This is a genomic window from Meridianimarinicoccus zhengii (assembly GCF_003254465.1).
GTDB lineage: Bacteria > Pseudomonadota > Alphaproteobacteria > Rhodobacterales > Rhodobacteraceae > Meridianimarinicoccus > Meridianimarinicoccus zhengii.
In genome coordinates this window covers 1-6,467 of the sequence record NZ_QDFI01000125.1, presented here as the reverse complement: position 1 = coordinate 6,467, position 6,467 = coordinate 1, and the positions used below count along the sequence as shown (strand labels likewise).

The 6,467-nt window shown below is 66.8% G+C and carries 11 protein-coding genes; 4 read left to right on the top strand and 7 right to left on the bottom strand.

Annotated features, from left to right (window positions below):
• Positions 1-279: 279 nt before the first annotated feature.
• The 5 genes from DDE13_RS23105 to DDE13_RS21500 all read right to left on the bottom strand — a co-directional run bounded on the left by DDE13_RS23105 (position 280) and on the right by DDE13_RS21500 (position 2,445).
• Complete coding sequence (locus tag DDE13_RS23105; RefSeq protein WP_162631163.1) at positions 280-450, bottom strand: hypothetical protein; 171 nt, start codon at positions 448-450, stop codon at positions 280-282.
• Positions 451-655: 205 nt separating this feature from the next.
• A complete protein-coding gene (locus DDE13_RS23300; RefSeq protein ID WP_222626176.1) occupies positions 656-823 on the bottom strand; it encodes a hypothetical protein in 168 nt (55 codons plus the stop codon).
• Positions 808-1,641 (bottom strand): FAD-dependent oxidoreductase, encoded by an 834-nt coding sequence (locus tag DDE13_RS23655; protein WP_222626175.1) that lies wholly within the window; start codon positions 1,639-1,641, stop codon positions 808-810. Before DDE13_RS23655 ends, DDE13_RS23300 begins: the two co-directional genes overlap by 16 nt.
• The gene (locus tag DDE13_RS23650) at positions 1,602-2,060 is read right to left on the bottom strand and encodes an FAD-dependent oxidoreductase (protein WP_222626174.1); all 459 of its coding nucleotides are present in this window, start codon (positions 2,058-2,060) and stop codon (positions 1,602-1,604) included. The genes DDE13_RS23655 and DDE13_RS23650 overlap by 40 nt, the downstream gene beginning before the upstream one ends.
• A 7-nt stretch (positions 2,061-2,067) precedes the next feature.
• Positions 2,068-2,445: a cupin domain-containing protein gene (locus DDE13_RS21500; protein WP_111406265.1), complete on the bottom strand. Its 378-nt coding sequence runs from the start codon at positions 2,443-2,445 to the stop codon at positions 2,068-2,070.
• A 125-nt stretch (positions 2,446-2,570) separates the two neighbouring features.
• Here DDE13_RS21500 and DDE13_RS23100 point away from each other — a divergent pair, with 125 nt between their 5' ends.
• From DDE13_RS23100 to DDE13_RS21490, 3 genes are all read left to right on the top strand, one after another.
• Entirely contained in the window at positions 2,571-2,714 is a 144-nt protein-coding gene (locus tag DDE13_RS23100) for a hypothetical protein (protein WP_162631162.1), read from the top strand.
• A gap of 92 nt (positions 2,715-2,806) precedes the next feature.
• Entirely contained in the window at positions 2,807-3,196 is a 390-nt protein-coding gene (locus DDE13_RS21495) for a hypothetical protein (RefSeq protein WP_111406264.1), read from the top strand.
• Entirely contained in the window at positions 3,196-3,435 is a 240-nt protein-coding gene (locus tag DDE13_RS21490; RefSeq protein ID WP_111406263.1) for a hypothetical protein, read from the top strand. Before DDE13_RS21495 ends, DDE13_RS21490 begins: the two co-directional genes overlap by 1 nt.
• Positions 3,436-3,558: 123 nt before the next feature.
• Here the strand turns inward: DDE13_RS21490 and DDE13_RS21485 are convergent, their stop codons facing one another.
• Positions 3,559-4,374 (bottom strand): formate/nitrite transporter family protein, encoded by an 816-nt coding sequence (locus DDE13_RS21485; protein ID WP_111406262.1) that lies wholly within the window; start codon positions 4,372-4,374, stop codon positions 3,559-3,561.
• A gap of 43 nt (positions 4,375-4,417) precedes the next feature.
• Positions 4,418-5,197 carry an ion channel gene (locus DDE13_RS21480; protein ID WP_111406266.1) on the bottom strand — a complete coding sequence of 260 codons (780 nt, stop codon included), beginning with the start codon at positions 5,195-5,197 and terminating at the stop codon, positions 4,418-4,420.
• Positions 5,198-5,653: 456 nt separating this feature from the next.
• Between DDE13_RS21480 and DDE13_RS21475 the strand changes: the two genes are divergently transcribed.
• The gene (locus DDE13_RS21475; RefSeq protein ID WP_111406261.1) at positions 5,654-6,283 is read left to right on the top strand and encodes an exopolysaccharide biosynthesis protein; all 630 of its coding nucleotides are present in this window, start codon (positions 5,654-5,656) and stop codon (positions 6,281-6,283) included.
• Positions 6,284-6,467 lie beyond the last annotated feature (184 nt).

The following is a 6,467-nucleotide window of genomic DNA, read 5'->3' as shown; positions in this document are numbered from 1 at the left end:
GCGGGCCGCCACCTCCCGGCCGCCCAAGTCGCGCCGCGGCCCGCATCGAAAAACCTTCAGGCAGTTGCGAACAGAGCAGAAGTGTGACCGAAGGCAGCTTGAGGGTCCCGGCGAGAACTGTCGTTTCTGTCCCGGCGACAAACTACGGCCACAATTAAGCACTCCGCGAGTCATTCATCGACCGGCAGCATGGATATAGGTCATCACGTAGGTCTTATAGTTGATATTAGGCCGTGAGACACGGGACCCATGACAGCACCGCAGGTCGTCGCCCGCGCGTTATTGCCCGCTGGCCGCAGCAGGTGCAGCCTGTTCGTCAAGCGGCACACGGTCCCACACACCGAGCCCCAGCAGGATCGCCACAACGATCGCGACCGCCGCCGCGATGCCCAGGATGGCGGGCCAGTGACGGCGCTTCTGCTTTTCGATGTTTGTCTTGGGTGCAGACATGATGCATCTCCCTCGCTGGGCGTGTTGATTGGTCGTTTCGGCGGGTATCATGGAAAACCCGGGACAGGACAAGTGCGCAAGGCGCCTGCCCGGGGCGCGGGCCTGCCCGGCATGTCACGGAGGACAGACGCGAAACGGCCCTTCCATTCGCCGCTCACGTCCGTCCAACGTCGCACTCCTGACGCAGCCCGGCGCGCGCCGCGCGTCAGTCGAGGGCGTCATGGCCAAGCGTCGCGCAGGCCGACAGGTCCGATCCGCCTGCGCCGGGCACGTCGCTGGCAAGAACCCGCAGCGCGCCGCGCAAACCCTCTTCCAGAGCGGGTTGGTAGAACGGCATCACCAGCATGTCGGCGATGGTCAGGCGCTGGTCCACCGCGAGAGCCAGCAGGTGCGCCAGATGTTCGGCCGCGGGCACGCACAATTCGGCGGCCAGAAGCCGCCCGTTGTCGCGATCGGCGTGGATACGCAGGGACACCCGCGGCCGACTGCACCATGCGCGCGCGCCTGTTTCGAAAAATCCACCGTGCCGGTCACGATCGCTGCGTGGTCCAGCGCCGACAGGGGCGGCCCCACGCGCGCCACCTGCGGGGAGGCGACCGCGATCGAAAGCGGCGTGCGGCGACACAGCCCTGCGCCGCCGCCATCCGGTGCGGCCATGCGCTCCGCGATGTGGCCTTCGTCGGCCGCCTCGTGCAGCAGCGGGCGATGGCCGTTCGCATCGCCCGCGAGGAACACCGGCAGATCGCCAAGGCGCAGGGTCGCGGGATCGATGTCGGGCATCCCCTTGTCGTCAAGCGGCACTCCGAGCGTGTCGAGCATAAGCCCGTCGAGGTTCGGCTTGCGGCCGATCGCGGCCAGCACCACGTCCGCATCGAAGGACCCGTCGGCGCCGGTTACGCGGATCGCATCCCCTGCCGCCGCCAGTTCGGCCTGCGCGCCGAGATGGAGGGCAACGTCGGCCCCGATGAGCGGTCGGAACGCCGCCAGCACCTGCGGATCGTCGATGCCAGACAAGCCTTCGACCGCGTCGGAGCCGGCCACCTCCAGCCCCAGCCGGGCCAGCGCCTGCGCGATCTCGGCGCCGATGGCGCCCATGCCGATCACGGCGATGCGGCGCGGCAGGTCCGTCTGTTCGAACAGCGTGTCCGTGGTCAGGATACGGTCGCCGAACGCGCGCCACGGCCCCGGCATGACCGGCGTGCCCCCGGTGCGAGGATGATCGCGCGGGCCGACACGGTGACACCGTTCAACTGCACCCGCCCCGGACCCAGCAGCCGCGCGCGGCCCGACACGGCGCGGTCGCCCAGCTTGTCGGGTGTCGATTCCGGCCCCTTGAAGAAGCCGTCGCGCATCTTGCGCACGCGGGCCAGTACGGCAGGGATATCGACGCGCAGGCCATCCGCGCCCCGAACGCCGAGTTCCTCTAAGGCCCCCCGCCGGTGAAAGGCGTTCTCCGCCTTGATTAGCGCCTTGGACGGCATGCAGCCGACCGCCGCGCAGGTCGTGCCCCAATGCCCGTCGTTCACCAGCAGGACGTCGTCGGTATACCGGCGCACCTCGCGCAGCGCGGACAGACCCGCGCTGCCCGCGCCAACGATGACGGGATCCACGACGGGATCATTCGTCGGCGTCCGCCTCGGATTTCGTGGCATGCTCGGTGCCAGGTTCGTGCTCGGGCGGGCTGTAGGTGGTGTAAAGCTTCAGCATCCCCGACCCGGTGTTGCGGAAGTTGTGAAACGACCCGGACGGCACGATGCTGACATAGCCATCGGCCACGTCGCATTCTGCATCACCGATCTTCGCCACGCCGGACCCGGCCACGAAATACAGCAGCTGGTCATGGCCTTCATGCACCTCGCCGCCGATTTCGCCACCCTCGGGGATGGCCATCAGCACCAGTTGCGTCTGATCGCCGGTCCACAGGACCTTGCGGAACTCCTCGTTCGCGCGGGCGAGTTCGACAACGGCCAGCGTGAGCTTGCTGGTCTCGGACATGGGGGTCTCCTCTCGCATGAAAAACGTGCCTGATCCAAACTCAACATCTATCCAGCCGCAGTGCAATCAAATAACATGCAAACTCTTGCATCTGAACGCGCAACAATCGGAAAGGGACGGTCCGGATGTCAGAGCGGGACCAGTACATCGAGAAGGCCAAGGCGAAGGTCGACGAGGCAGAGGCAAATTCCCGCATCGCGTACCAGAAGCAGCGCGACGAGGCCGAGACCAGACTGAAGGGCATACGCGCGGCCAGCGACGACGCGTGAAAGGACATGAAATCGGACTTCGACAAGGCGATGGACAGCATGCCCGAGGCGTTCAACACCGCCATGTCACGGTTCAAGTGAGGAAGACCTTCATGATCCCCATGAAGATGCTGCGCGCCGTCGCGCTTGCCGCGCTTTTCGCGCTGCCCGCAGGGCATCGCCGCGATTGGCATGGCGGCGGCGGCACTGCTGCTGTCGGGCGCGCGGCTGGTACGGTGATCGTGGCCTGCCTTGCGGTGCTGGCTGTGGCGCGCGCGGCTTCGTCCGTCAGCTACAAGGACGCGCTGGCGCGCACCATCACAAAGCGGCGGCGCGGCGCGATCACGGGCCTGGCCCCGCCCTTCGTCGTGATGCTGTCAGCCGCGTCGGGCCGGAGCGCGCTGGACGATCTGGGTCCGCTGATGATGGCATTGACCGCAGCGTCGGTGCTGGCGTCCTATGTCTGGGGGCGGCGGTCGGACCGGTCCAGCGGCAGACCCTGATGGCGGCGGGCGCGCTGGGGGCCGTGGTCTTCGCGGTGGTCGGCGGCGTCAGGCTGGCTGTCGGCGGGATCGGCGGGCCGATGGGCGCCGCGGCGGCGATCTTTGCCGCGCAGATCGCCTATGAAGGCGTCCGCGCGGGCCGCAAGCTGCACCTGACCGACATGGCCGAGTACGGGTTTCGAGCGCGCGACACGGCGCTGTCGAACACGGTGATCGGTGCTGCACTCATGGCGGGCTGACTGTTCGGACTGGCGGCGGACCGGTTCGGGCCCGCGCCGGTCCTGCTGACCTTCGCTGTCATCGCGGCACTCGGCGCGGTGCTGGCACGGGGACTGGACGAGGTGCAGCAGGACTGACCGCGATCAGATTTCCTCGCGCACCTGCGCATATGTGAGGGCGGCGAAGATGCCCGTGCCGCCAAGCACGTTGCCTGCCAGCGCCGGGAGGATGCCGCCGAATACCGCAGCACCCGGCGCCAGTTCCCCGCGCACCACTAGGATGAACAGCTCGGTCGACCCGGCCACCACGTGCGACATGTCGCCAAGGCCGATGATGTAGGTCACGATCACGATCATCAGCACCTCGCCCGCGTGCTCCATGCGGGGCAGAATCCACACCAGCGCCGCGATCAGGAACCCGGCCGGGATGCCCCAGGCGAAATGCTGCAGCGGCGTCGCCTCGGCATAGTGGCGCGACACCGCAAGGATACCGTCGAAGCGCGCGCCGGGCAGGATATGGCCATACACCAGCACCAGCGCCGCGGCGAGACAGCCGACCATGTTGGCCGCGAAGACGATCCCCCACAGCCGCGCGGTCTGCGCGAACTTGCCCCGCGTCGGTGCGATGAAGAGCGGCAGGATGGGCGTGATCGTGTTCTCGGTGAATAACTGCATCCGGCCGAGGATCACGATCAGGAACCCCACCGTGTAGCCGAGGTTCGTGATGCCGGGTGCCCAGGCCGCATCGGGCAGGATCGCCGTCAGGAAGCCCTTGGCCAGCACCGACGTGCTGATGGCCAACCCCGCCGCGACCCCGGACCACCACAGCGCGCTGAAGGGGCGGGACAGTTCGTGTTCGCCCTCGCGGCGGATGGCCTCGAAGATGACATGCGAGGGCACGCTTTCGTATTCGTTCATGTGCTCTTTTTCGTCGCGGTCGAGATCGATCTTGTACGACATCTTCGGGTTTCCTTGTCCCCGGCAGCGGGATGTTGCGGGCGGATTAGGTGGCGGTGTCGCCGTCGGTTTCGATCTTCAGCGGCTCGCCGCAATGCTTGCAGTGGATCGCGTCGGGGTCATGCCGACTCAGGCCGCATTCGGGGCATTTGTACTTGATCTTGGACGGCTGGAAGATCGCCCGCGCCAACTGCACGAACAGCGCCACGCCGACGACCATGATGAACACCGACAGAAGCTTGCCAAGCGGCGTGGTCATGGTGATGTCGCCGAAACCCGTGGTGGTCAGCGTGGCGACGGTGAAATACAGCGCGTCGATATACCCGCCGATCCCGCTGTGTTCGTCGAACGCGACCACGAACACGAAGGACGTGGTCACGAAGATGAAGACGACCAGGTTCACCGCCGCGAGGATCGCATCCTCGTGGCGCCGGAAGAACAGGCTTTCGCGCCGCAGATCGCGCAGCAGGTGGTAGGCATGAATCAGCCGCAAGCCCCGCAGCACGCGCAGAAAGGCGAGGTTCTCGGTCAGCAGCGGGGCGAGCAGCAGCGATGCGACAACGACCAGGTCGGCGATGGTGTATATCCGCGACAGTTCGCTGCGCAGGTTGTCGGAAATCCAGAACCGCGCGGCGAGATCGATCAGGATAACCACGCCCAACGCGGTGTTCAGGGCGGTGGTCAGGGGGGTGACGGGCAGCGCGGCGACGGCGATGAAATACACGATCGTCAGCGCGTCGAAGACGATCAGCCCGTAGCGAAACCGCCGGGCGCGCTGGCTGTTGCCGGTGTAGAGCAGGCGAACTGTGCGGTGCAGGTCGGTCATGCCCGGACGATGCACCACCCGCCCAGGCCCGCCAAGCGCCGAAATGCAGCGCCCGCAAACGCGCGCATGCAAGCCTTTTCAGCCTGTCACGGGTACGCCATAAAATTTTCAAAGCGCCGACGATCGAATGGATGACCCGCGGCGGGCGGTGCCCACACGTGCTGGCCAGCCTGCGCATGTCGGGCGCGTTGACATCCGACCACCCCCAGTGATGTCGGGTCCGCGCGCCAACGATGACGCGCGTGCGCCGTTCGTCCCCCATGCCCCCCTCCCGGCGCCGCATCGGGCCGCATCGGTATAGCAGAAAATCCTAGGCCGGAGGCGTTGCAGTGCCATCACATTACTGATGGATACACGCGTGTCAGACTGCGGGGCGTGTGCGGACCGGCCGCCTTTCGCAGGCGCGCCGGAAACCCGCTGCCTGGCCCTGCAAGCGGCGAACGGAAAGGGGCGCTCATGACGAAACGGCAAGAACACGACGGAAGCCCGCCTGCCGATGGGCCGCGCCCGCGGGGACCGCAGGCCCTGCCGGGGGCGGTGGATCGCTTGCGGGCGCTCGGGGCGCGCGAAAGGGACATCAACCTTGGCGACCTGGTAGACGCGTTCGGCGCGCAGGGTCATGCGCCGCTGCTGATGATCGTGTCGATCCTCATGATCGTTCCGGTGGGCATGATCCCCGGCGTCGGTGGCGCGCTTGGTCTTCTGGCGGCGGCCATCGGCGTTCAGATGATCGCCGGGCGCGACGGCATCTGGATGCCACGGTCCGCGCGACAGCGCAGCGTGTCGGCCGCGCGGGTGACGGCAATCGCCGACAAAGTGTATCCGTTCAGCGTTTTTCTGGCCCGCTTTCTCGAAGCGCGGTGGCAGTGGCTTGCCGCTGGGCGCGTCTCGGTCGTGGCCATCGGGTTTCTGGTGACCCTTGCCGGGCTCTCGCTGCTTGTGATCGGGGTCATTCCCGTTCTGGTCCCACTTATGGGTTTGCCCGTCGCGGTGTTCGCCATGGGGCTCATGGCAGAGGATGGCGCCGTGGTGGCCGGCGGCTACGGGCTGCTGATCGCGATTTCCGCAGGGACGTTCCTTTTTTAGCGCTGGGTGCATCGCTGTGCTGTCAAGCCAGACATGCCCGATACCGCGAGCCCCGCATGAATGTATGGGGCGTGCCCTGCCCCCCGGTCGTCCCTCGTTCATAACGAGAGTCCTTGGGTTTGATGGTAGCGTCCGAGCACGTGGTGTAATTTCGGCACCGTCGACGGTGTGATCCCTGGTGGCC

What these genes read in the sequence shown, in the direction of transcription:
- DDE13_RS23100 (WP_162631162.1), top strand. Translation starts at nt 2,571, where the DNA reads ATGTCAGAGCGGGACCAGTACATCGAGAAGGCCAAGGCGAAGGTCGAC.
- DDE13_RS21480 (WP_111406266.1), bottom strand. Translation starts at nt 5,197, where the DNA reads ATGACCGACCTGCACCGCACAGTTCGCCTGCTCTACACCGGCAACAGC.
- DDE13_RS21500 (WP_111406265.1), bottom strand. Translation starts at nt 2,445, where the DNA reads ATGTCCGAGACCAGCAAGCTCACGCTGGCCGTTGTCGAACTCGCCCGC.
- DDE13_RS21475 (WP_111406261.1), top strand. Translation starts at nt 5,654, where the DNA reads ATGACGAAACGGCAAGAACACGACGGAAGCCCGCCTGCCGATGGGCCG.
- DDE13_RS21490 (WP_111406263.1), top strand. Translation starts at nt 3,196, where the DNA reads ATGGCGGCGGGCGCGCTGGGGGCCGTGGTCTTCGCGGTGGTCGGCGGC.
- DDE13_RS23655 (WP_222626175.1), bottom strand. Translation starts at nt 1,641, where the DNA reads ATGCCGGGGCCGTGGCGCGCGTTCGGCGACCGTATCCTGACCACGGAC.
- DDE13_RS23105 (WP_162631163.1), bottom strand. Translation starts at nt 450, where the DNA reads ATGTCTGCACCCAAGACAAACATCGAAAAGCAGAAGCGCCGTCACTGG.
- DDE13_RS21495 (WP_111406264.1), top strand. Translation starts at nt 2,807, where the DNA reads ATGATCCCCATGAAGATGCTGCGCGCCGTCGCGCTTGCCGCGCTTTTC.
- DDE13_RS21485 (WP_111406262.1), bottom strand. Translation starts at nt 4,374, where the DNA reads ATGTCGTACAAGATCGATCTCGACCGCGACGAAAAAGAGCACATGAAC.